The organism is Bacillus sp. 95MFCvi2.1 (assembly GCF_000374965.1).
GTDB lineage: Bacteria > Bacillota > Bacilli > Bacillales > Bacillaceae_G > Bacillus_A > Bacillus_A pseudomycoides.
Genome location: NZ_KB895705.1, coordinates 82,408 through 106,199 on the forward strand (window position 1 = coordinate 82,408; position 23,792 = coordinate 106,199).

The following is a 23,792-nucleotide window of genomic DNA, read 5'->3' on the forward strand; positions in this document are numbered from 1 at the left end:
GTATGAGTAAAAAGAAGAAAAAAAAGAAAACCCACGTTCCGTTTCGGCTTAACGTGTTGTTTTTTTGTGTGTTTTTAATGTTTTCAGCGATCATTGTAAAGCTTGGAATGGTACAAATTGTACATGGTGAGGACTATAAAAATGAAGTTGAAAAAAAGGAAAACTCAACAGTAAGTAATCCAGTTCCACGCGGAAAGATCTTTGATAGATATGGTCGTGCGGTTGTGGATAATAACCCAGTTCGTACCATTACGTTTACAAGACTGAAGGGTTCAACTTCGGAAGAACGTTTAGAAACAGCGAAAAAACTGGCGAAGCTAATTGAAGTATCACCAGATAAATTAACAGAACGTGATAAAAAAGATTATTGGCTTTCTTTACATGAAAAAGAGGCAAAGGAAAAGATTACAAAGAAAGACCAAGCTGAATTTAAAGCAAAGAAAATTGATGATAAAGAAATGGCAGAGCGTCAGCGTAATCGCGTGACAGAGGCAGAAATAAATCAATTAACACCCGAAGATTTAGAAATACTTGCAATTAAGAGTAAAATGGATGGCGGATATGCAATGACACCGCAAATCATAAAAAAAGATGTAACAACAGAAGAATATGCAATCATTAGTGAAAATTTAGCATTGTTGCCAGGTGTAGATACGACAGTTGATTGGGATCGTAAATACACTTATGATGATATGTTCCGTAGTGTACTTGGTGGTGTAACAAGCTCAGATGAAGGGTTGCCAAGAGAACGACTAGATTATTTTCTTGTTCGAGATTATAACCGTAACGACCGCGTTGGTAAAAGTTATATTGAACAGCAATATGAGGATACGCTTCATGGTACAAAAGCAGAAGTGAGAAATGTTACAGACAAAGACGGAAATATTTTAGAAACAATAAACGTTTCTAAAGGTCAACGAGGCAATGATCTGAATTTAACAATTGATATGGAATTGCAAAAGCGTGTAGAAGAAATCCTTACGAAGTATTTAAAGCAATATGCAGGTGCAGAACCACTTTTAGACCGTGCATTTGTTGTGATGATGAATCCGAAAAATGGTGAAGTTTTATCTATGGCTGGGAAACAAATCGTAGACGAAAATGGAACGAAAGAGATAAAAGATTACGCATTAGGAACAATGACAAGTGCGTATCCGATGGGCTCAACTGTGAAAGGTGCTACGGTGCTAACGGGATATCAAACAGGAGCAATTACGCCTGGAACAGTTCTAGTGGATGAACCGATTAAATTAAAAGGTACACCGCAAAAAGCTTCTTGGAAAACGATGGGCAGTATTAACGACCTTACCGCTTTAAAAATGTCTTCTAACGTATACATGTTTAAAACAGCCATGAATCTTGCTGGAGTGCAATATCAAAGGGGCGGTACATTAGATATTAAGAAAAAGGCATTCGATGATATGCGTTATTATTTTGGACAATTTGGGCTTGGTGTGAAAACAGGAATTGATTTACCAAATGAAATAGCCGGTCAGAGAGGTTCTGGATTCCAACCAGGTTTCTTATTAGACTTAGCAATCGGGCAGTATGATACGTATACACCGCTTCAACTTGTACAATATGTTTCTACAATTGCCAATGGTGGCTATCGTATGCAACCGCAAGTCGTAAAAGAAATTCGTCAACCATCATCTAAACCAGATGAAGTCGGAAAAGTGATTCAATCAATGGAACCAAAAGTATTAAATCGTATTGATATGCCTGAAGATCAAATCCAGCGTGTGCAAGAAGGATTTAGACAAGTATTTAATGATTCAGGTGGTACAGGTGCAAAATACTTTACAGGTGCAAAATATACAGCTGCTGGAAAAACAGGAACAGCACAAACGTTTTATGGTGGTAACAAAGATATCGGAAGAAATGCAAAAGGCGAGCCTGTATCAACTTATAACTTAACATTAGTAGGTTATGCGCCGCTTGATAATCCTGAAGTTGCATTCTCCGTTGTTGTTCCATGGGTACACGATGATAAGTCTGGAATTAACGGAAATATCGGTCGTGAAATTATGGATGCTTACTTTGACTTGAAAAAACAAGAAGTAACAGGTGAAGCACCAAAAGATGAAAAAGGTAAAAAAGAATAAAAATATGTGAATTTGGCACACTATCTTAAAAGATAGTGTGCTTTTTTTTGTATTTTATGCATAGGTTTTAGTAATTGTGGACGAGCATATCCTATACGCGAAATAGGGGGTTGAAAAAAATGAACTCTCTCATAGTATGACCGGTCATATATTTACTTTTGAGAAAAGAAGTGAAAATGAGAAAGAAGTATCGTATTCCTCTACATTATGTTGAACTTTACAAAACTTTTACAAATTATTAAAACCGAATTAATAGTTGGGCATTATTCTTATATCTGTAATCCTGTTACTTCAGGATACTTCTAGGAGGAGCTACACGTGAAATGGACAAAAAAATCTATCAAGATTTTAGCAATATCGACATGTTTCATTTTTTTATATGTGTCTACTCCATCCGCTGCTAATGATGTGAGGGAAGTGAGAGTTGATGGATCCTCAACCGTTTTTCCAATTATGGAAGCTATAGCGGAAGAGTACACAAAAAAAGAACCACGTGTGAAAATTTCTATTAGTATATCTGGGACAGGAGGAGGGTTTCATCGTTTTGGCAAAGGCGAAGTAGATATAAATAATGCATCGCGCCAGGTAAAACAAGTAGAAGAAAATTTTATGAAGGAAAATTCCATCCAGTTTACACCATTTGAAATTGCTTATGATGGCCTCACAATCATTGTGAATCGTCAAAATACATGGGCTGATAATATGACAATAGAAGAATTACGTCTATTATGGAGCGAAGATGGGAGAACGAAACGATGGTCACATATTCATCCGAAATGGCCGCACGAAAAGGTGCAATTTTATGCGCCGGGTGTTGATTCCGGTACGTATGATTATTTTCAAAGTGTTGTCTTGCGAAACAATCGTCTTGCAAAAACAGTTGCTTTATCTGAAGATGATCAAGTCATTATGCAAGGGGTAATGAATGATAAAAATGCAATTGCATTTGTGGGATATGCGTACTATATGGCGAATCGAGATAAGGTAAAATCCGTAAAAGTAAATGGTGTACCACCAACGAAAGCAAACATTCAATCTGGTGTTTATAAGCCATTGTCTAGGCCGCTATTTGCTTATGTAAACCATGCTTCGATTCGAAATAAAAGCAGTGTGGCAGAGTATGTGGTGTTTATGATGCAACATGCGGGCGGACTTGCTGAAGAAGTCGGATATGTTAAATTACCACAAAAGAAATATAGTGAACAGCTGCGAATGTTAACAGAAATAAAAAGATAATGTCAGGATGGGAAGGGGTTTTCATCTTTGGCTCGAAATGACAAAAGTCAATTTGCATTTTCTGTGCAACATTTGATTGAAAGAAATACAATCAAAAGAAAAAAAACGCAGCGAATCAATCGAATGGTTCCGTTACTATTAAAGGCAATTGCTAGCGTATCTATTATAACAACAATCGGTATTGTTATTACGCTAGCGAATGAAACAATTATGTTTTTTCGTGAAATATCAATGTATTCTTTTTTTACTGAGAAAGAATGGTTACCATTTTTTGAAGAGCCTAAGTTTGGGATACTTCCTCTTATATGTGGGACCTTACTTGTAACAACAATCGCTATGATAGTAGCTATTCCAATTGGACTAGGATGTGCCGTGTTTTTAAATGAATATGCTTCACACTTTGTTAGAAAAGTGTTAAAGCCCATTTTAGAACTACTAGCAGGTATTCCTACAATTGTATATGGATTTTTTGCTTTAACGATTGTCACACCGGCCTTGCAGCGTGTCATTCCGGATTTACAGTTCTTTAATGCAATTAGTCCAGGCATTGTTATAGGAATTATGATGGTTCCAACAATCGCTTCTCTTTCTGAAGATGCAATGGGAGCTGTATCTAAAGGAATAAAAGAGGCTTCACTTGGGCTAGGTGCAACGCGTTTTGAAACTGTACGAAAGGTTGTGTTTCCAGCTGCATTTACCGGTATTATGGCTGCAATCCTATTAGCGGCTTCACGTGCGATTGGTGAAACGATGATTGTTGTCATTGCTGGAGGTTCAACGCCCAATGTATCTATAGATCCGACGCACTCCATTCAAACGTTAACGGCTTATATTGTGCAAGTAAGCTTAGGTGATGCCCCCCATGGAACGATCGCATACTATAGTATGTACGCTGTAGGCGCGACGTTACTTATGTTTACATTCATGATGAATATGATTTCGCAGCAGATTATGCACCGTTTTAGAAAGGCGATATAAGATGCGAATGCTGAACCATAAGAGAATAAAAGAAAATATGGCAACGCGTTTTTGGAAGGATCAAATATATAAGTCAATTTCTTATATGACAATGCTATTTTCTATTTGCATACTAATTTTATTACTTTATCAAATCTTTGAAAAAGGTATAAGTTATCTTTCGATAGATTTTTTTATGAACTTTGCTTCGCGTAATCCAAAGCAAGCTGGTATTGCAGCTGCATTGTCAGGAACAATTGTATTTATGAGTATAGTAGTACCAGTTTCCTTTATATTTGGAGTAGGTACAGCTCTTTATTTAGAGCATTATGCAAGACAATCTGTATTCACAAGAATCGTAGAATTAAATATTCAAACATTAGCGGGGGTGCCATCTGTTGTGTTTGGATTGCTTGGTTTAACAATTTTTGTATATGGTCTTCAGTTAGGTGAGAGTATAGTAACAGCAGCGTTTACGATGAGTCTTCTTGTGTTACCAACTGTTGTTGTGTCGAGTCAAGAAGCAATTCGTATGGTGCCAAGCTCTTTGTTAGAAGCCTCATATGGTGTCGGTGCTACAAAATGGCAAACAATGTATCAAATTGTAGTGCCAACTGCCTTGCCAGGAATTTTAACGGGATGTGTTTTGGCTTTATCGAGGGCAATCGGAGAAGCGGCACCATTATTAGTCATTGGGGCGCTTGCTTTTGCTAATTATATTCCGCTTAACATGTTTGATAGATTTACAGTTTTACCGATTCAAATTTTTAATTGGATGAGTAGACCGCAAGAGGAGTTTCAGCATGTAGCAGCAGCCGGTATGATCGTTTTATTAGGATTGTTGCTCATTATAAATGTGGTTGTCTTATGGTTGAGAAATCGTAAGTAGTGGATGAAAGGGGAATTCAAAATGGTAGCAACAGTAGTAAATGTACAGGTGAAAAATGAAGAGAAAATTGAGTCAGCAACGAAGAAGGTTGTATTCGATACAAAAAATTTAAATTTATGGTATGGAGAAGATCATGCATTAAAAGATGTTAATTTAAGTATTCATGAGAATGAAGTAACAGCAATTATTGGACCGAGTGGTTGCGGAAAATCAACATATTTAAAAACGTTAAACCGTATGGTAGAGCTAGTACCTATCGTTCGCACAACGGGAGTAATTGAATATCGAGATCGAAATATTTTTGATAAGTCATATCCTGTTGAAGAATTACGTACGCATGTTGGAATGGTGTTCCAAAAGCCAAATCCATTTCCGAAATCTATTTATGAGAATGTTGCCTATGGTCCAAAGATTCATGGTATTCGTGATAAGAAGACACTTGATGCAATTGTTGAAAAAAGTTTACGTGGTGCAGCGATTTGGGATGAATTAAAAGATCGATTACACGATAATGCATATGGTTTATCTGGTGGACAACAACAGCGTTTATGTATCGCGCGTTGTTTAGCGATTGAACCGGATGTAATCTTAATGGATGAACCGACATCAGCATTGGATCCGATTTCTACATTGAAAGTTGAAGAATTGATTCAAGAGCTAAAGAAAGATTTTAGTATTGTAATTGTGACGCATAATATGCAACAAGCGGCACGTATCTCTGATAAAACAGCGTTCTTCCTAAGCGGTGAAGTTGTTGAATATACAGATACAAACAAATTATTCACTACTCCTACAGATAAACGAACAGAAGATTATATCACGGGACGATTTGGTTAATGTTTTTGGGAGTAAAAGCCCCTTTATAAGGGGCTTTTATCATTTTATCAAAAATCAAGTAAGAAAACTCCCCGCTCAAGGACTATGCTCAGCACAGTCCTTGAGCGGGGAGCTGAATTGCTAGTAACCGCATTCTTGTACGCTTTGTACAATATATTAAAAAAGTGGTTCCAAAGGCGTTTGCCAATGAAATAGAGGGGTTGTGCTATCAGGTAACTGTGTCAGCTCCACTCGTGTTACGCATCTGTTAGAGGAGACACACGAGAAACTCCCACTTCAAGATCCAAAGGAGCTAAGTGGCGGGAGTTTTCATATATGTAACAGCTAAAGGGGGAAACAACATGGTAAGGGAGCAATTTCATTATGATTTACACACATTGCAGCAAAAGGTAATTGAACTTGGAGAATTGGCAAGAGAAGCCCTTTCTTGTTCTATGGAAGGGCTTCAGAAGAAAGATGTAGAAAAAGCGCTAGAAGTTATTGATGGTGATTACCGTATGGATAATTTAGAAGAAGAAATTAATGACCTTGCACTTATGCTAATTACAAAACAGCAACCTGTTGCAAGCGATCTGCGAAGAATTTTTGTTTCGATTAAGACAGCAACAGATTTAGAACGTATTGCAGATCATGCCGTAAATATTGCTAAATCAACAATTCGGCTCGGAGAAAAAGATGTATCTGTTAGCTTGCATAGTCTAGAACAAATGTTTACGATTGCCATGGATATGTTAAATTTATCGTTAGAAGCATATCAAGAAGAAAATTTAACTTCTGCAAAACAAATTGCGGAAATGGATGATTCTGTTGACGAAATATACGGGAGAGCGATTCGTGAATTTATTTCCTCTATCCCTGAACATCCTGAAGCGATTACGCAAATTACACAATTATCTTTTATTGCACGTTACATTGAGCGTGTAGCAGATCACATTACGAATATTGCCGAGAATGTTTTTTACTTGGTGAAAGGAAAACATTATTTATTAAATGAATAGGAAAAAATGTTAGCAAGTGATGGAATATCACTTGCTTTTTTAGTCAAAACATGACAAAAAAAGCTCGTTGTCTTGTCCTCTCTATAATGATAAGATGTATCATAATATGATATGGAATAATATAGGAAGCGATTGTTTATCCTGTAAAAAACTCGATTGGTGAAGGTAGACACTCAGTGAAAGACAAGGAAAAACGCCACTGATTAAAATTTCACAGTATTAAGCTATAAAGTAAGCGCTTACCAATGTGGTTCAGTGAAGTGAAAAGGTTAATTTCTACATAAGTGACATACATATGATATACAAGGTCGTTCAACATTATAAACGTGGAGGATGAATGTATATGAAGGGGGTTATTTTAGCTGGAGGAAAAGGAAGGCGTCTTAGACCGTTAACATGTAATCTTCCAAAGCCAATGTTACCATTACTTGAAAAACCAGTGATAGAATACAATATTGAGTTACTAAGGCAGCATGGTATTCATGAGATTGCAATTACAGTTCAATATATGAGTACGGCAATTAGGCGGTATTTTGGTGATGGAAGTAAATGGGGAGTGAAGTTGCAATATTTCGAAGATTCGCCGCCGCTTGGTACGGCAGGAAGCATTAAACAAGCAGAAGCGTTTTTAGATGAGCCATTTGTTGTAATTAGTGGAGATGCATTGACGGATTTTAATTTATCGAAAGGAATTGAATTCCATCAATGCAGGAATAGACTGGTCACAATGTTTGTGAAGGAAGTGGAAAACCCACTATCATTTGGTTCAGTCGTTATGAATAGAGAGCATGAAATTATACGTTACATGGAAAAACCGAGTTGGAACGAAGTGATTTCAAATATTGTAAATACAGGCATTTATATTATGGACCCCGAAATTTTTTCTTATATTTCATCAGCGCAGTTTTTTGATTTTAGTCACCATGTCTTTCCTTTGCTGGAAAATAAAAAAGCACTCTTTGGATATGTAGCGCAAGGCTACTGGTTAGATATTGGTACATTAGATCAATATCGGCAGGCTCATTTTGACTTACTTACAAAGAAAGTACAGGTACCCATTTCTTATACGGAAGTACTACCGATGGTTTGGATGGGAGAAGGGGTAACTATTGAAAAGGGAACAAAAATTCACGGTCCATCTTTTATCGGAGAAGGAGCGTCCATCGGAGCGGGGGTAATAATTGAGCCATATTCAATTATCGGTAAGTGCAGCACAATATTAGATCATACGCATGTCCAAAAAAGTATTGTTCTTGCCCATACGTATGTAGGAAAACGCTGTGAGCTATTAGAAGCGACCGTTGGAGAAAATGCGATGATTAAAGATGATGTAACTTTATTTGAGAAAAGTGTGGTAGCAGACCGTTGCCAGATTGGAAAAAATACAGTGATACAACACAATGGGAAAATATGGCCTAATAAAGTTGTTGATAGTCATTCTATTATTGCCTCGTCAGGAATTACTGAAAATGAAAAAAACTCAGGTTGGCTGCAAAAAAGCCGGGTAGTAGGTAGGGGTAATATAGAAATGACACCTCAAGTTGTTGTAAAAATAGCAATGGCATATGGCTCTCTTTTTTCAAAAGGGGAGCGTATATTGATAGGGGGATATGATGATGTAAAAGTTGATATTTTTAAAAAGTTATTTCTACATGCAATTCATAGTGTTGGCTTGTATACGATGGAATGTCAAGAAATGAACGATTCGGCCTTTCGGTATGCGATCAATGAACTCGAATGTGCAGGGGGCATTTTTATTCGCTTTGAACAAGAAGAAGGAATTGTCATTCAACTGTATGGTAAGGAAGGCATAAGGTTATCGTATAAACAGCAAAAAGAAATGGAACACTTGTATATGTCAGAAGCATTTCATTATGTATATGATAAAGACATAGGACGAAATGAAACGGTACATGTTTGTTTAGAGAAATATGTTGAATCTGTATTAGTGTATTTGGATATCGAAACGATACAAAAGCAAACATTTCACCTTCTTATTAATAAAAGAGATGAAATGTTTCAGTCCCTACTCATATCCTTCTTGCGAAAACTAGGTTGCACAATTACATGGGTTTATGCTAGTGAGCAAAAAGAACATGTTAAATTGTTAATGAAATCAAGTAGAGCTCATATGGCTCTTATGTTTTATGAACAAGGAAATAAATTTGAATTATATGATAATCATGGTGGGATTTACCAAAGTGCAAATTGTGAAGAAATCGATGTGCCTGATTTATTACTTGAGACGACAGAAAGTGTTTATCCATTATCGTTAAAATTAGGAGAGTGCTATCTTCTTTTTTATATGTATGGTGAACAAAGTAAGTTTCAGATGAGATGGCAGCAAGATATTTTATATCGGATTGGAAAATTATTCGAACTAATTGCTCGGCAAGGAAATACTTTGTCGACGATGTTAGAGCAATCACCACCCCTTTACTTATTATGTGATGAAGTTGTTTGCTCGTGGAAAGAGAAAGGGAAAGTAATGGGAATGTTATTGCAAGATATGGAAAAAAGAGAAGTCGAAGTATTAGAGGGAATCCAATTTAAATATACAGAAAAAGAGTGGTCTTATATTGTTTCTGATGCAAAACATCCTAAATTTCTTGTATATTCACACGCGAGAAACCCAGTAATAGCAAAGGAAAATATGAAAACTCTTATAGAAAAAATTAGACAATATCAAAAGGTGTAGAATTTTTATTTTAAAAGTGGTATTATAGTATAGTCTGATTTAAGTTATTAGTGACTGGAGGGAAATAAGAATGCGTGTGAATATTACTCTAGCATGTACAGAATGCGGAGATCGTAACTATATCTCAAAGAAAAATAAACGTAACAACACGGAGCGCCTTGAGCTTAAAAAGTATTGCAAGCGTGACAAGAAGTCTACGTTACACCGTGAAACAAAGTAAGCAGTAGGAAATTTCCTACTGTTTCTTTTTTTTTACTATGGTTATAACCCTTATTGAAAAGTGATGATACATGAAAAAATGATAGACTGTTTATAAGAACATAATTCATTTTTGCGATTAATAATTATAAAGTAAGTAAAGGATCACTTTATAGGGGGAAAAGCGTGTGAAAGAGGAGAAGGTACGTTTACGTAAGAAAATAGTAGAGCAAATGAATTTTTTATCGAAAGAACAGCACAAAACTTTATCAGAACAAATTGTATTTTCTTTATATGAACAAAAAGAGTGGAGAGAAGCGGAAACAATCGGAATTACTCTTTCGATGGAACATGAAGTGAATACATATGTAATTATTGAACAAGCATGGCGAGAAGGAAAAAAAGTTGTTGTACCAAAGTGTAATAGAGAGACAAGAACAATGATCTTTCGTCAAATTACAAATTTTGATCAATTAGAAACAGTATATATGAGCTTGCGTGAACCAATTCCTGCGCTAACAGTAGAAACAGAAGCAAATGAAATTGATCTTCTGTTTGTACCCGGAGTTGCGTATACAAGACGAGGGGAACGTATTGGGTACGGCGGTGGTTATTATGATCGTTATCTGCTGCAGTATGAAGGGAAAACGTTATCATTAGCTTTTGATTTTCAAATTGTAAGTTATATTCCAACAGAGTCGTTTGATCAAAATGTACAAAAAATTATTACAGAAAAAGAAACAATTCTTCAAAATGGACTTGTATAGACAAATAAAAATTGACGAGACTTTTTCTTGTTGATTATAATAAAATATGTGAACGTTTTCTTATTATATTTCCATAATAAGTGGACATAGAGGGTGATGAAATGATATCAATTTATGATATTCAGCAATTGCTAAAAAAATTTGGAACAATCATTTATACAGGTGATCGAATCGCTGATTTACAATTAATGCAAGATGAATTGCGTGAATTAAATCAATCACAGTTGATTGAGCCAAAAGACTATCAAACAGCTTTATTTTTATTGAAACAAGAGATTCAAAAAGAGATGAGCAAGAATTAGATAAAGGTAGGTTAGCAAAAATGGAAGAAAAGTGGTTAGTTGGTGTTGACCTTGGCGGGACAACGATTAAATTAGCATTTATCAATGTTTATGGTGAAATTTTACATAAGTGGGAAATCCCAACGAATACAAGTGAGCAAGGCAAACATATTACATTAGATGTAGCGAAAGCAATTGATAAAAAGTTAGAAGAACTAGGAGAATTAAAGAGCAAGCTAATTGGTATTGGTATGGGTGCTCCTGGACCTGTGCATGTCGCTTCTGGTATGATTTATGAAGCTGTTAATTTAGGGTGGAAAAACTATCCATTAAAAGATTTATTAGAAGTAGAAACAGGCTTACCTGTTGTGGTTGATAATGATGCAAACTTAGCAGCGCTTGGTGAAATGTGGAAAGGTGCTGGTGAAGGAGCAAAAGATCTAGTTTGTATGACGCTTGGAACTGGTGTTGGCGGCGGTGTAATTGCAAATGGTGAGATCGTGCACGGTGTAAGTGGTGCTGCTGGTGAAATCGGACATATTACAGTCGTAACAGAAAATGGATTTCCTTGTAACTGCGGGAAATCTGGCTGTCTAGAAACAGTAGCTTCAGCAACAGGTATTGTACGTGTTGCTATGCAAAAATTACAAGGTACAGATGAACCAAGCATACTTCACTCTATGTTAGAAGAAGAGGGACGTATTACATCTAAAGATGTATTTGAAGCGCTTGAACAAGGTGACGCTTTAGCGGAACAAGTTGTAGAAAAAGTAGCTTCTTATTTAGGGTTAGCTGTAGCAAATCTTTCTAGTACGTTAAATCCAGAAAAGATTGTAATTGGCGGTGGTGTATCTAAAGCTGGCGATGCATTGTTACAACCAATTCAGCGCTATTTTGCACAATATGCATTTTCTCGTGCTGTTAAGAGCACGAAGCTAGCAATTGCAACGCTTGGGAATGATGCTGGTGTAATTGGTGGAGCTTGGCTTGTGAAGAAGCATAAATATGAAGTTATGAAGTAAAAAGAATAGAATCAGTCAGGGCGAATCGGAATTAAGATGAGACTACTGGTATTTGCAAAATAATGAGAAGAGGAAGGGAGATCCCTTCCTCTTTTTTTATGCAAAATCTTGATGGGAAATAGAACTGTAAGTGAATTAATGAGCTGGTGGGTACCCGCTATAAAGGACAGTCATGACTGTAAACCAACCAAAAACAAGTACAGTTGCAACAGCAAAACCGCCTGCTAGTAAATTTTTTTCACGTAACGTTCTAAGGGTTGCGAATACAGCTAACAGAGTGACTAGCGCAAAAATGATAACAAGACCCATATATGATCCCCCTCTGCTCTCTCATTCTTTCGTTTGAGTTTTTGCAATATTTCTTCTTTTTTATTGTACATGTTTTAGAAATGATTGTCGAGATAGCATCGTTTCTTTTCCTAAGGGGAAGAAATGTTGTATCATAAAAGTAAGTTCAATAACTGGAGGAGATTTAAAAATGAAATGGATACAAATGCCATTAGGGCCATTACAAACAAATGCATATATTTTAAGTAATGATCAAAAAGAATGTATTATTTTTGATCCAGGTAGTGAAGGAGAGAAGCTTGTAACGTATTTACAAGAAGAACAATTAAAGCCGCTGGCTGTTTTATTAACACATGCTCATTTCGATCATATTGGTGCAGTTGATGCTGTGAGAGATGCTTTTCATATCCCAGTATATGTACATAAAGAAGAAGTGGATTGGTTAGGAGATGCGACTGTAAATGGTTCGCAAATTTTTATGATGAATCGAAGTATTACAGCGAAACCAGCTGATCAAATTATTGAAGGCGAAGGAATGTTAACGATTGGATCTTTTACATTTGAAATGTTTGAGACGCCAGGGCATTCTCCAGGCAGTATTTCATATTATTGCAAAGAGGCAAATGCTGTATTTTCAGGAGATGTATTATTCCAAATGAGTATTGGTCGAACAGATTTACCAGGTGGAAGTTTTGCAGAATTAATTGGAAGCATTGAAGAAAAATTATTTGTACTGCCAGATGACACAGCAGTATTATGTGGACATGGTCCAGAAACAAATATTGGTTTCGAAAAAGAAAATAATCCGTTTTTACAATAAGGAGCTATATGGGGATGGAGCTCGTTTTAAGAAAATGGATGGAAAAAGAAAAGGATTATTCGATTTCATATAGTACATATATGAACCTTGCGCTGTATGATGAGGAGTACGGATATTATATGAAAGAACGTGAGAAAATCGGAAGAAATGGTGACTTTTTTACGAGTAGTAATATTTCTTCGGTATTTGCAAGGACGTTCGCTCGTTTTTTTATTCGACTTGTCCAAAATGGAGAGATCCCCCCGAATGTTTGTGAAATTGGAGGGGGAACAGGGAGATTTGCTTATGATGTTTTACAGGAATGGAAACAGTTATCTCCAGTAACCTATACAGAGTTACGATATTCTATTATTGAAGTGAGTCCTTTTCATAGAAGGTTGCAAAAACGTCAACTTGGTTCATTTCAAAATATTTCGCAGTACAAGTCCTATAAGGAATTAGGGGAGTCTTTTACAGGAATCGTTTTTTCAAACGAATTGTTTGATGCGTTTCCTGTTGAAGTGATAGAGAAGCGAGCTGGTATTTTGTATGAAGTTCGTATTACGTATACGGAGCAGCGGGAACTTACAGAAGTATTGCGGCCGTTAGAACAAGAAGTAATACGATGCTATTTACGAAGACATAAGATTGAGCTTTATGAAGGACAGCGCTTTGAAGTACCAATAGCAATGGAAACCTATTTACAAGAGATTATAGGATGGCTCAAGGAAGGCTTATTCATCACGGTTGATTATGGATATACAAAGGCGGAGTGGATGCATCCTACGCATCATGAAGGGAGTCTAAGGGGATATTATGACCATAGGCTCATTCAGAACCCTCTGAATTATCCAGGTGAAATGGATATTACAGCGCATATTCATTGGGATGAATTGAAGAAAATAGGAGAAGAAAGCAGTCTTCATACAGTGTGGCATACAAAACAAAGGGGGTTTTTACTTGCGGCAGGTATATTAGAACAACTTGTTAGTCATCAAGATTCCGATCCTTTTTCTGAGAAACAGAAACAAAATCGAGCGGTTCGTTCTATGATTTTACATGGGGGAATAAGCGATGCTTTTGATGTTGTTATGCAAAAAAAAGGAATGCCACATTTTGATTTAAAGCATTATTTACATATATAGAAAAAAACAAGACACAGAATGATTCTGCGTCTTGTTTTTTGATACGACTTTAGGATATGTAGTATTGTATATTTTCTCTCATGATATATATTTATATTAAAGATATGAGATAGAAAATATAGAATACGTCCTTTTTGTTTGGTTACCCCTAACCTAGTAATACACGAACAAGTTGGATAATTGTTTCATTTTCTACTTTGTAGTAAATTTCCAATCCTTTTCTTTCACTAGAAACGATTTTAGCGCTTTTTAATTTCGCTAAATGTTGTGAAATTGTGGATTGTGGCATATTTAATCCTGTGTACATTGTCGAAACATTGCTTGGACCGCGTTCGATCAATCCTTTTACAATACATAAACGAACAGGGTGAGCAAGAACTTTCAGTAATTCTGCATTATTTTCGTATAGTTCTAATTCCTTTTGAAAGGTTTCTAACATGTTTTTTCCACCTCCATGCGAGCTGTTATACCCATACTATACATACCAAAAATCTAAAGAAAAGAAAATAGTTGTTGCAGAAAAAATGTTCTAAAGTAAAGAAATTGTAAGAAAAGAGAACATGATGTAAATAACTTTGCAAAATTTGTACGTTTTGTAACACAGTATTTTTTGTTAAAAATCGTGAATATACAGATACATTTGTAACACAATTTTATCACGATTTTGTTATTCTTTCAATTAATATACAAAATTTTTAAAATAATAAGAAAAAGAGATTTTATATGTTTCTATAGAATATAATTTTGGATGAAAAGAAGGCATATCATAACATACATTTCCTAAAACACTTTCACTTTCCTGAAGGTTTACTGAAAAAAGATAAGTGGTGATGATGTGATACGATTAGCAAAAGAATCTGATGCTGAATCATTTATTGCTATTAGAAAGGAAATCATTTTATCAGCAGCTACGACAAAGTTTTTTATATCTTCTCCAAATAAAATACCTGATAATGTGAATAAAGAAAGAGAAAAAATATTGAAAAGTGTTGAGGATGGAAATCTTTATATAGTAAGTGAGATGGAAGGTGCAGTAGTCCGCTTTTTGATTTTCAATCGTTACAAACAAGAACGCTTAAAACATGTAGGAACAATGAGAATGGGTATCAGAGAGGAATGTTGCAATCAAGGTATCGGTACCAAATTAATAAAATTTCTTGTTAATTGGGCTAAAAAGCAGAAAGGTTTAGAAAAAATTTGCTTAGGGATCGTTTCTGTTAATGATAGGGCTATTAAAGTATACAAACGTACTGGTTTTATAGAAGAAGGTAGACAACGGAAGCAAATTAAATATGAAGATGGTTCTTATGGAGAGGATACATTAATGGCTTATTATCTTCAATAGAGGGACTTTACCTAAGTGCATATGATGAGTTTATGGTGGTAAATCCTGAGTACCGTAATAAAAAAGGATAGACCAAGCGAATGTAATTTGCTTGGTAAATCCTTTTTTATAATGTGAAACATTTTATTTCTATATCAGATGGGAATATTCTCATGCATTCACAGGTTCCTCTACAAAAGAAAGTGCATTTTCAAAATCGGTAATTAAATCATCTACATTTTCAAGGCCAACTGATAAACGGAGCAATGAATTAGAAATACCTCTTTCATCGCGTGCTTTTTGTGATAATGCTGCATGTGACATTTTTGCAGGATAGGAGAGGATGGATTCCACAGCTCCTAAACTTACTGCAAATACAGGAAGCTTGACTTGTGATAAAAATTTTCGCAAAGCATCTTCAGATTGTAACGTGAAAGATAAAACAGCACCGGCAGATTGTGCTTGTGAGTGCTGTATGTCATAGCCAAGGTGTGATTCTAATCCAGGGTAATACACATTCTGAATTTTCGAGTGTTTTTGTAAATAAAGAGCAATTTTATTCGCGTTTGTTGCTGAGCGTTCGAGACGTACGTGTAATGTTTTCAGACCGCGAAGAACGAGAGAGCAATCTTGTGGGCCTAATATAGCGCCAAATGCATTTTGCAGGAAGCCGAGTTTTTTAGCGAGTTCATCATCTTTTACAACTGCTAATCCAGCTGTAACATCACTATGACCGGCAATAAACTTTGTCGCACTATGGAGAACCACATCTGCTCCAAGTTCGAGTGGTTTTTGGAATAGTGGTGTTAAAAATGTGTTATCAACAAAAGTAAGAGCTCCGGTAGATTTCGCTAATTCGCAAACAGTACGAATGTCGGTTACTTTTAATAATGGATTGGATGGTGTTTCAATGTAAAAGACTTTTGTATTTGGTCTAATGTTTTGTTTTACTGCCTCTACATTTGTCATATCAACAAATGTATGTGAAACACCGTAACGAGACAGAACCTCTGTTACAATGCGATATGTTCCCCCGTATACATCTTCTGAAATGAGAACATGATCGCCTTGCGAGAGAAGGAGGAAGGCAGTAGAAATCGCTGCAATTCCAGATGCGAAGGCAAATCCTTTTGTTCCCCCTTCTAATAAAGCGATTATGTCTTCAAGTGCTTCACGTGTTGGATTCCCAGAGCGACTGTAGTCGTATTTTCCAAAGGTATCTACATCAAATTGATGAAATGTCGATGTATTATAAATGGGAACGTTAACAGCTCCTGTTTGTGAATCATGTTTATATTGGTTATGAAGTAAGAGTGTATCTAACGAATAACTCATATTCTTACACCTTCTTTTACATGTTTAATAGCTTGCTTTAAGTCTTGAATTAAATCATCCCCGTTTTCAATGCCAACGGAAAAACGGAGAAGACGATTACATACCCCGCGTGCTATACGAACTGCTTCTGGGATATCTGCATGTGTTTGTGTTGCTGGATATGTCATTAAACTTTCAACCCCGCCAAGACTTTCTGCAAATGTAATTAACGATAAAGATTGTAAGAAAGGATTTATCCATTTTTCATCGCGAAGACGAAATGAAATCATACCGCCCCTTCCTGGATAAAAAACATCGGTTACACCATTCTCCCCATTTAAATAAGAAACGATTTTTTTTGCGTTTTCTTCATGTTGTTTCATACGAAGAGCCAATGTTTTCATACCACGAATTAATAACCACGAATCAAATGGACTTAATACAGCACCAGAAGCGTTATGATAGTGGGCAAGTGCTTCGCAAAGTGTCTGACCTTTTGCAACGACAAGGCCGCTTAGTACATCGTTATGTCCACCTAAATACTTTGTTGCGCTGTGAAGGACAATATCTGCGCCTTCTGTTAATGGTTGTTGTATATAAGGAGTGTAGAAAGTATTATCGACAATTAGAAGTAGGCCGTGCCGTTTTGCGACAGTTGCGACAGCTGCAATATCAGTGACTTGCATTAATGGATTGGTCGGTGTTTCGATAAAAATAGCCTTTGTTTGAGAAGTGACAGCTTGTTCTATTTGTTTAATAGATTGTGTATCTACGTATCTACATCGAATATTCCACTTTTCCTCATGTTCCGAAAATAAGCGGTAGGTCCCTCCGTATAAATCTTCTGATACGATAAGTTCATCTCCAGAACGGAATAAGGAAAGAATAAGAAGAACAGCTGCCATTCCAGAACTACAGGCATAGCCTTGTTCACCTTCTTCTAAATCAGCAATTGCGCGTTCTAAAAGACCACGTGTTGGATTTCCTGTTCGTGAATAATCAAAGCCTGTTGACTTTCCAATTCCTTCATGGCGATAAGCTGTTGAAAAGTAAACAGGGGGATTAACTGTTCCTGTTGTAGTTTCGCTTCGATTTCCGATTTGTGCTAGTTTTGTTTCGATTGTTGACATGTGAAATTCCTCCTTTATAAAAATAAAAAAAGCCTTCTAAGAAGAAGGCTTTCATGCGAATATAGTCTTCTTCTTATCTGTCAAATCTTTTCACAATTTGCTGGAATTAGCACCTTATTAACGAACGTGTTAATGGTTGCTGAGGTGTCATAGGGCCAGTCCCTCTACCTCTCTAGATAAGAATATTTTGTATGAAATTTTATTATGGTTTTAACTTTACAACAAAAGATAATTGAATTGCAACTTTATTTTAAACAATTTTCATTTTTCTGCTAATTCAATTGACTTTTAGTCTATCCCATGCTAAATTTATGAGAAAATTAACAAAGATTGTTAAAAGGTACACGTATTTCCTTTTAAAACATAGATGAATAATAAAGACAAACTCTTATTGAGAGCGGTGGAGGGAAAGGCCCTGTGAAACCCGGCAACCTTCAAACGAAATGTTTGAAACGGTGCTAATACCTGCAAAACAATTTGTTTTGCATGATAAGAGGAGGATTGATGATGTCCCCCTCTTCAAGATGAAGAGGGGGTTTTTATATTGATAGAAAAGAGGGAGACAAGTGAAAATTCTAGATTTAGTATCAAAAGGAATTGTTATCGGTGATGGTGCAATTGGTACGTTATTACATTCTCATGGTTTGCAAAGTAGTTTTGAAGAATTAAACTTATCTGATCCAGATCTTATTATATCTATTCATAAACAATATGTAGCTGCTGGGGCAGATATTATTCAAACAAATACATATGGTGCAAATGAAGCGAAATTACGCATGTATGGTTTGGAAAATCAGGTCACCCAAATTAATAAAGCAGCGGTTAAACTTGCAAAAGCAGCCGGAACAGATAAGAACGCCATTTTAGGGACCATCGGTGGGATGAAGCATATCGGGGCCGTTACAACGACTGATATGGAACGAGAGTTTATGCTACTTGAGCAAGCGGGAGCATTATTAGAAGAAAAGGTTGACGGATTATTATTAGAAACATTTTATGATGAGTTCGAATTGTTACATGCAGTGAAAGTATTGCGAAAACAAACAGATATTCCAATTATTGCACAGCTAGCGCTTCATGAAGCGGGCGCAACGCAAAATGGAAATGATGTAAATGGAATATTAACGCAGCTTTTAGATTACGGTGCAAATGTAGTCGGTTTAAACTGTCAGTTAGGACCGCTTCATATGACGGAAGCTTTTAAAATGATATCGATTCCTAAAAATGGTTATTTGTCGGCTTATCCAAATGCAGGCCTTCCAAACTATGTAGAAGGACGTTACGTATACGAAGGAAGCCCTGCTTATTTTGAAGAGATGACACCGAAATTTATTGAACAAGGTATTCGTTTGTTAGGGGGCTGTTGTGGTACAACGCCAGCACATATTGAAGGGATGAAGCGTGTAATTGCGAATGTAACGCCTGTTACAGAAAAACAAATTGTTCAAAGACAACAAGTAGTTCATATCCAAACAAAACGTGCTAGCACTCATGTTACCCTTGCAGAAAAAGCGAAGAAGCAAACAACGGTGGTTGTTGAACTAGATCCCCCAAAAACATTAGATACGCAGCGTTTTTTTGAAGGGGCAAGGGCATTGAAAAGAGCGGGAGCAGATGCCATTACGTTAGCAGATAATTCGTTAGCATCCCCGCGCATTTCAAACATGGCAATGGGGGCATTATTAACGAAGCATGATATTCCAGTACTGACGCATTTAACGTGCCGTGATCATAATGTAATTGGTTTGCAATCTCATTTACTAGGTTTATCGGCTTTAGGAATGGAAGAAGTGTTAGCTTTAACAGGTGATCCAGCGCGAGTGGGGGATTTTCCTGGAGCGACTTCTGTATATGATTTGTCTTCTATTGAATTAATTAAAATGATTAAAGAAATGAATGATGGTCGATCTATTTTAGGAAAATCCATTGGTCCAGCGACAAGGTTTTCTGTTGGAGGAGCTTTTAATCCGCACGTGAGACATTTAAAAGCAGCGGTGAAGCGAATGGAGAGGAAAATTGCAGCTGGTGCAGAGTATTTCTTAACACAGCCAATTTACGATGTAGCCTTAATTGAAGAAATATACGAGGCGACAAAACATTTAGAAAAACCAATTTTTATTGGAATTATGCCTTTAGTAAGTAAACGTAATGCTGATTTTCTTCATTTTGAGGTGCCAGGCATTACATTGCCTGAGGAAGTAAGACAGAGAATGGATGGGCATGAAACGCAGGAGTCTGCAATTGAAGAAGGAATTCGTATTTCTCAGGAATTAATTAATGCCGCAATGAAATACTTTAACGGTATTTATCTCATTACGCCATTTTTGAAATATGAAATTACAGAAAATCTCGTTAAGTATGTGAAAGAAAAGCGAGACGTGAAAGAGGGAATCAACTGATGAGACCGATAGAAGAGAGATTACAACATGATATTTTAATATTAGATGGCGCGATGGGAACGATGATTCAGCAGGCAGATTTAACTGCAGAAGATTTTGGAGGTGAAGAATACGAAGGTTGTAATGAATACTTAGTAAAAACAAGGCCAGATGTTATTTTAGGTATCCATAAAGCTTACATTGAAGCGGGTGCGGATATTATCGAAACAAATACGTTTGGTGCTACGAATATCGTATTGCATGATTATGAGCTATCTCATTTAGATGAAGAGTTAAATGAAAGAGCGGCGTTTTTAGCAAAGCAAGCGGTAAAGGAGAGTGGTAAAGAAGTATATGTAGCAGGTGCGATGGGGCCAACAACAAAAGCAATTAGTGTAACAGGCGGTGTAACGTTTGAAGAACTAATTGAAGCTTATACGAGACAAGCTCGGGGCTTATTACGAGGTGGCGTTGACGTATTGCTTGTAGAGACAAGCCAAGATATGCGTAACGTGAAAGCGGCGTATTTAGGGATTCAGGAAGCGTTTACGGAAGCAAATCATACGGTTCCGCTTATGATTTCAGGAACCATTGAACCGATGGGAACAACGTTAGCAGGGCAAACAATCGAGGCATTTTATTTATCAATTGAGCATATGAAACCATTATCTGTCGGATTAAACTGTGCTACAGGACCAGAATTTATGCGCGAACACATTCGTTCTCTTTCTGACTTATCAGAGTGTTATATTTCTTGTTATCCAAATGCTGGTCTTCCAGACGAGGATGGACATTATCATGAGTCACCGACTTCACTTGCAGAAAAGGTGAAACAATTTGCTAAAGAAGGGTGGATCAATATTATCGGTGGTTGTTGCGGTACAACGCCTGATCATATACGAGCGATAAAAGTTTTGCTTGAGTCCCTTGAACCACGTGAGAATCATGAACGAGAAGGCCACGGTATTAGTGGTTTAGAAGCGTTGCAATATGATGATTCTATGAGGCCATTATTTGTGGGAGAGAGAACAAATGTTATTGGATCAAGAAAATTTAAGCGATTAGTAGCTGAAGGGAATTTTGAAGAAGCTGCTGAAATTGCGAGGGCGCAAGTGAAGAAAAATGCCCATATTATTGATATTTGTATGGCGGATCCAGATCGTGATGAAGTAGAAGATATGGAGAACTTTTTGGCAGAAGTAACGAAAGTATTAAAAGTTCCGATTATGATAGATTCAACGGATGATAATGTTATGGCAAAAGCTCTCACGTATATACAAGGAAAAGGGGTTATTAACTCTATTAATTTAGAAAATGGAGAAGAGCGTTTTGAGAAAGTAACACCTCTTCTTCATAAATATGGTGCGGCAATTGTAGTAGGAACGATTGATGAAGAGGGCATGGCAGTTAGTGCAGAAAGAAAGTTAGAAATTGCAAAGAGAAGTTACGAGTTATTAACGAAGAAATATGGTATACGTCCATCCGATATTATTTTTGATGCACTCGTTTTCCCGGTAGGAACTGGTGATGAAGAATATATTGGTTCGGCAGCAGCGACGATAGAAGGGATTCGTCTTATTAAAGAATCACTGCCAGAATGTTTAACAATTTTAGGAGTAAGTAATATATCGTTTGGTTTACCGCCAGCTGGTCGCGAAGTGCTAAACTCGGTCTTTTTATATCATGCAACAAAGGCTGGGCTTGACTACGCAATTGTGAATACTGAAAAGCTAGAGCGCTATGCATCCATTCCAGAAGAGGAAAAGGAACTCGCAGATGCACTATTATTCGAAACAACGAAAGAAACACTAGAAGAATTTACGAACTTTTACCGGGTTGCTAAGAAAAAAGAAGCGGTCATACAAGAAACATTAACACTTGATGAAAGGTTAGCAAATTATATTGTAGAAGGAACGAAGCAGGGTTTACATGAAGATTTAAGTTTCGCACTAACAGAAGGAAGAAAGCCCCTTGATATTATTAACGGTCCGCTTATGATGGGGATGGACGAAGTAGGTCGTTTGTTTAATAACAATGAGCTTATCGTTGCTGAAGTATTGCAAAGTGCAGAAAGTATGAAAGCTGCTGTTGCGTATTTGGAGCCTTATATGGAATCTAGCGATAGTGCGAAAAAAGGAAAGGTATTATTAGCAACTGTAAAAGGTGATGTACATGATATTGGCAAAAACCTTGTAGAGATTATTTTATCAAATAACGGCTATGATATTGTTAATTTAGGAATTAATGTGCGCTCTGATCGCATTGTGCAAGAGGTAAAAGAAAAGAAACCAGACATTATCGGACTTTCTGGATTATTAGTAAAATCGGCGCAGCAAATGGTAGCAACTGCCGAAGATTTACAAGCGGCAAATATTGATATTCCCATTGTTGTAGGTGGTGCGGCATTGACAAGAAAGTTTACAGATAACCGTATTTCACCTTCCTATAATGGACTCGTATTATATGCAAGTGATGCGATGACAGGACTCGATCTTATCAATCGATTGCAAAAAGAAGAAGAACGAGAAAAAATGAAGCAGGATAAAAAAAATCGCCACATTCATGTCGTGAAACAAGAGGAGAAAAAAGTGGAGAAACCAGCCGTCATTGAACCGTTGCCGAAAGCAAAAGTTATGGTGCCGGACTCAACAAAACGGGTTGTACTTCGTGATATTCCAGTTTCACATCTTGCACCATTTTTAAACAGGCAAATGCTAATTGGTCATCACCTTGGTTTAAAAGGAAATGTGAAAAAATTATTAAAAGAAGGTGATAAGAGAGCGCATGAGTTAAACAATTTAATTGATGAATTATTACAAGAAGGACAATCTTGGCTATGTCCAAAAGCTGTTTATCAATTTTCCCCTGCCCAAAGTGATGGACAAACTATTATTATTTATGATCCAGAAGATCGTACACGTGTGCTAGAACGTTTTTCATTCCCAAGACAAGGGAAAGCTCCGTACCGTACATTAGGGGATTACTTACGTCCTGTCGGTGATGAAATGGATTATGTCGCCTTTTTATCTGTTACAGTGGGGCAAGGTGTGCGTGATATTGCGGAAGAATGGAAAGAGAAAGGGGATTATTTACGTAGCCATGCGATTCAATCGTTAGCGCTAGAGCTAGCAGAGGGACTCGCTGAAAAAACACATATGTTGATTCGTGATCGTTTTGGAATTCCGGATTCACCGGAGATGACGATGGAAGAGCGATTCCGTACAAAATATCAGGGAATTCGTGTTTCTTTTGGTTATCCAGCTTGCCCAGAACTTGCTGATCAAGAAAAACTATTTCGCTTAATTCAGCCAGAGGAGATTGGAATCTCACTAACAGAAGGATTTATGATGGAGCCGGAAGCATCTGTAACGGCAATGGTATTTGCTCACCCCGAAGCACGATATTTTAGTGTACTATAGTGTAGAA

At 36.8% G+C, this 23,792-nt stretch carries 20 protein-coding genes and 2 riboswitches; of the genes, 16 read left to right on the top strand and 4 right to left on the bottom strand.

Translation table 11 applies throughout. The features are described 5' to 3' along the window. Positions 1-2: 2 nt before the first annotated feature. The 11 genes from C568_RS0120310 (at position 3) to glcK (ending at position 11,988) form a co-directional block, all read left to right on the top strand. Positions 3-2,105, top strand: coding sequence for a peptidoglycan D,D-transpeptidase FtsI family protein (locus tag C568_RS0120310; RefSeq protein ID WP_018782560.1), 2,103 nt, complete (start codon positions 3-5; stop codon positions 2,103-2,105). 318 nt (positions 2,106-2,423) lie between these two features. Next, positions 2,424-3,341, top strand: coding sequence for a PstS family phosphate ABC transporter substrate-binding protein (locus tag C568_RS0120315; protein WP_018765834.1), 918 nt, complete (start codon positions 2,424-2,426; stop codon positions 3,339-3,341). Positions 3,342-3,368: 27 nt separating this feature from the next. Beyond that, entirely contained in the window at positions 3,369-4,319 is a 951-nt protein-coding gene (gene pstC, locus C568_RS0120320; RefSeq protein ID WP_003200358.1) for a phosphate ABC transporter permease subunit PstC, read from the top strand. A gap of 1 nt (position 4,320) precedes the next feature. Beyond that, on the top strand, positions 4,321-5,187 hold the full coding sequence (gene pstA, locus C568_RS0120325; protein WP_006096005.1) for a phosphate ABC transporter permease PstA: 867 nt from the start codon (positions 4,321-4,323) through the stop codon (positions 5,185-5,187). Between the two features lie 21 nt (positions 5,188-5,208). Beyond that, complete coding sequence (pstB, locus tag C568_RS0120330; RefSeq protein ID WP_016116339.1) at positions 5,209-6,024, top strand: phosphate ABC transporter ATP-binding protein; 816 nt, start codon at positions 5,209-5,211, stop codon at positions 6,022-6,024. 341 nt (positions 6,025-6,365) lie between these two features. Beyond that, positions 6,366-7,022: a phosphate signaling complex protein PhoU gene (gene phoU, locus C568_RS0120335; protein ID WP_016116338.1), complete on the top strand. Its 657-nt coding sequence runs from the start codon at positions 6,366-6,368 to the stop codon at positions 7,020-7,022. A 343-nt stretch (positions 7,023-7,365) separates the two neighbouring features. After that, the gene (locus C568_RS0120340) at positions 7,366-9,720 is read left to right on the top strand and encodes a sugar phosphate nucleotidyltransferase (protein WP_018782562.1); all 2,355 of its coding nucleotides are present in this window, start codon (positions 7,366-7,368) and stop codon (positions 9,718-9,720) included. 70 nt (positions 9,721-9,790) lie between these two features. After that, positions 9,791-9,940 carry a 50S ribosomal protein L33 gene (gene rpmG, locus C568_RS0120345; protein ID WP_001265618.1) on the top strand — a complete coding sequence of 50 codons (150 nt, stop codon included), beginning with the start codon at positions 9,791-9,793 and terminating at the stop codon, positions 9,938-9,940. Positions 9,941-10,106: 166 nt separating this feature from the next. Further along, positions 10,107-10,685 carry a 5-formyltetrahydrofolate cyclo-ligase gene (locus tag C568_RS0120350; protein WP_003200367.1) on the top strand — a complete coding sequence of 193 codons (579 nt, stop codon included), beginning with the start codon at positions 10,107-10,109 and terminating at the stop codon, positions 10,683-10,685. Between the two features lie 101 nt (positions 10,686-10,786). Continuing rightward, on the top strand, positions 10,787-10,987 hold the full coding sequence (locus C568_RS0120355; RefSeq protein ID WP_016116335.1) for a YqgQ family protein: 201 nt from the start codon (positions 10,787-10,789) through the stop codon (positions 10,985-10,987). 20 nt (positions 10,988-11,007) lie between these two features. After that, positions 11,008-11,988 (top strand): glucokinase, encoded by a 981-nt coding sequence (gene glcK / locus C568_RS0120360; protein ID WP_003200371.1) that lies wholly within the window; start codon positions 11,008-11,010, stop codon positions 11,986-11,988. Positions 11,989-12,123: 135 nt separating this feature from the next. Here the strand turns inward: glcK and C568_RS33345 are convergent, their stop codons facing one another. Continuing rightward, a complete protein-coding gene (locus C568_RS33345) occupies positions 12,124-12,297 on the bottom strand; it encodes a DUF2759 domain-containing protein (RefSeq protein ID WP_003200373.1) in 174 nt (57 codons plus the stop codon). Between the two features lie 169 nt (positions 12,298-12,466). On the opposite strand from C568_RS33345, the gene C568_RS0120370 reads away from it, so the two are divergent. Both C568_RS0120370 and C568_RS0120375 read left to right on the top strand, forming a co-directional pair. Then, complete coding sequence (locus C568_RS0120370) at positions 12,467-13,096, top strand: MBL fold metallo-hydrolase (protein WP_003200375.1); 630 nt, start codon at positions 12,467-12,469, stop codon at positions 13,094-13,096. An 8-nt stretch (positions 13,097-13,104) separates the two neighbouring features. Then, positions 13,105-14,220, top strand: coding sequence for a class I SAM-dependent methyltransferase (locus C568_RS0120375; protein ID WP_029427560.1), 1,116 nt, complete (start codon positions 13,105-13,107; stop codon positions 14,218-14,220). A 148-nt stretch (positions 14,221-14,368) separates the two neighbouring features. Here C568_RS0120375 and C568_RS0120380 read toward each other — a convergent pair whose 3' ends face one another. Beyond that, the gene (locus C568_RS0120380; protein ID WP_000894376.1) at positions 14,369-14,659 is read right to left on the bottom strand and encodes an ArsR/SmtB family transcription factor; all 291 of its coding nucleotides are present in this window, start codon (positions 14,657-14,659) and stop codon (positions 14,369-14,371) included. A 396-nt stretch (positions 14,660-15,055) separates the two neighbouring features. Between C568_RS0120380 and C568_RS0120385 the strand changes: the two genes are divergently transcribed. Next, positions 15,056-15,565, top strand: coding sequence for a GNAT family N-acetyltransferase (locus C568_RS0120385; RefSeq protein WP_018782564.1), 510 nt, complete (start codon positions 15,056-15,058; stop codon positions 15,563-15,565). 150 nt (positions 15,566-15,715) lie between these two features. Here C568_RS0120385 and metC read toward each other — a convergent pair whose 3' ends face one another. Both metC and C568_RS0120395 read right to left on the bottom strand, forming a co-directional pair. After that, positions 15,716-16,879, bottom strand: a complete 1,164-nt coding sequence (gene metC, locus C568_RS0120390; RefSeq protein WP_018782565.1) for a cystathionine beta-lyase — start codon at positions 16,877-16,879, stop codon at positions 15,716-15,718. Further along, on the bottom strand, positions 16,876-17,988 hold the full coding sequence (locus tag C568_RS0120395; RefSeq protein WP_006096010.1) for a methionine biosynthesis PLP-dependent protein: 1,113 nt from the start codon (positions 17,986-17,988) through the stop codon (positions 16,876-16,878). Before C568_RS0120395 ends, metC begins: the two co-directional genes overlap by 4 nt. A 70-nt stretch (positions 17,989-18,058) precedes the next feature. After that, a riboswitch (SAM riboswitch) is annotated at positions 18,059-18,171 on the bottom strand. Positions 18,172-18,373: 202 nt separating this feature from the next. Beyond that, positions 18,374-18,484, top strand: a riboswitch (SAM riboswitch). A 70-nt stretch (positions 18,485-18,554) separates the two neighbouring features. Between C568_RS0120395 and C568_RS0120400 the strand changes: the two genes are divergently transcribed. Beyond that, positions 18,555-20,387: a bifunctional homocysteine S-methyltransferase/methylenetetrahydrofolate reductase gene (locus C568_RS0120400; protein ID WP_018782566.1), complete on the top strand. Its 1,833-nt coding sequence runs from the start codon at positions 18,555-18,557 to the stop codon at positions 20,385-20,387. Beyond that, the gene (gene metH / locus C568_RS0120405; protein WP_018782567.1) at positions 20,387-23,785 is read left to right on the top strand and encodes a methionine synthase; all 3,399 of its coding nucleotides are present in this window, start codon (positions 20,387-20,389) and stop codon (positions 23,783-23,785) included. The genes C568_RS0120400 and metH overlap by 1 nt, the downstream gene beginning before the upstream one ends. Positions 23,786-23,792 lie beyond the last annotated feature (7 nt).